General features: G+C 69.0%; 1 protein-coding gene and 1 pseudogene. Both read left to right on the forward strand.

The genetic code is table 11. From position 1 onward, the window contains the following. The first annotated feature begins 90 nt into the window (after window positions 1–90). Window positions 91–810 carry a response regulator transcription factor gene (locus tag DBR34_RS04860; RefSeq protein ID WP_128095930.1) on the forward strand — a complete coding sequence of 240 codons (720 nt, stop codon included), beginning with the start codon at window positions 91–93 and terminating at the stop codon, window positions 808–810. Window positions 811–860: 50 nt separating this feature from the next. Beyond that, window positions 861–1,194, forward strand: a pseudogene (locus DBR34_RS22125) (two-component sensor histidine kinase); the annotation flags it as partial.

Below are 1,194 nucleotides of genomic sequence, written 5' to 3' on the forward strand. Positions count from 1 at the left end.
TCCTCACGCAGGGTTAAATTTTCCGTGACACATCCGGGGCCGTATCGGCCGACAATGCAGCCTGTTCCCCCTACCGGCCCGCCCGCCCCGATGAGCAGCGCCAAGCGTGTCCTGATCGTCGAAGACGACGTCCACATCGCCAACCTGCTGCGCATGCACCTGCGCGACGAAGGCTACGAGGTCACCCACGCCGCCACCGGCGACGAGGGCCTGGCCCTGCTCGAGGCGCAGCCCTGGAGCGCGCTGGTGCTGGACCTGATGCTGCCGGGCGTGGACGGGCTGGAGATCTGCAAGCGTGCCCGCGCGATGGCGCGCTACACGCCGATCATCATCACCAGTGCGCGGGCCAGCGAAGTGCATCGCATCCTGGGCCTGGAACTGGGCGCCGACGACTACCTGGCCAAGCCCTTCTCGATGCTGGAACTGGTGGCGCGGGTGAAGGCGCTGCTGCGGCGGGTGGAAGCCATGGCGCAGAACGCGCGCATCGACGCCGGTGAAACCGAGGTGGCTGGGCTGCGCATCGACCCGGTTGCACGCACCGCGCAGGTGGAAGGCCGGCCCCTGGAACTGACCCCGCGCGAGTTCGACCTGCTGTATTTCTTCGCCCGTCACCCGGGGCAGGTGTACTCGCGCATGGACCTGCTCAACCAGGTCTGGGGCTACCAGCACGACGGCTACGAGCACACCGTGAACACCCACATCAACCGGCTGCGCAACAAGATCGAGCGCGACCCGGCGGCGCCGCAGCGCATCCAGACGGTGTGGGGACGGGGCTACAAGCTGGTCGACACCGAAGGGGACGCGGCATGATCCGCCTGACCTTGTCCCAACGCCTGTCGGTGGTGTTCTGCGCGTTGCTGCTGGCCTGCTGCGGCGCGCTGCTGTGGATCCAGATGCGCAGCACCGCCATGCACGAACAGGAAACCGTGCAGCGGCTGTCGCGCGGGCTGGCCGAGCACATCGCACGCAGCGGCGAACTGATGGACGCGCGCGGCATGCGCGGCGGCGAAGTGCGCGCGCTGTTCGGCAAGCTGATGGCGGTCAACCCCAGCGTCGAGGTCTACCTGCTCGACGACGAAGGCCGCATCCTGGGCCACGACGCGCCCGACGGCCACCTCAAGCGCGACCGCGTGGACCTGGCCCCGGTGCGCGCGCTGCTGCGCGACGAGCCGCTGCCGATCCTCGGCGACGACC

The organism is Stenotrophomonas sp. HMWF003 (assembly GCF_003061285.1).
Lineage (GTDB): Bacteria > Pseudomonadota > Gammaproteobacteria > Xanthomonadales > Xanthomonadaceae > Stenotrophomonas > Stenotrophomonas maltophilia_AP.

Coding starts and splice junctions, on each gene's coding strand:
- DBR34_RS04860 (WP_128095930.1), top strand. CDS start 91: ATGAGCAGCGCCAAGCGTGTCCTGATCGTCGAAGACGACGTCCACATC.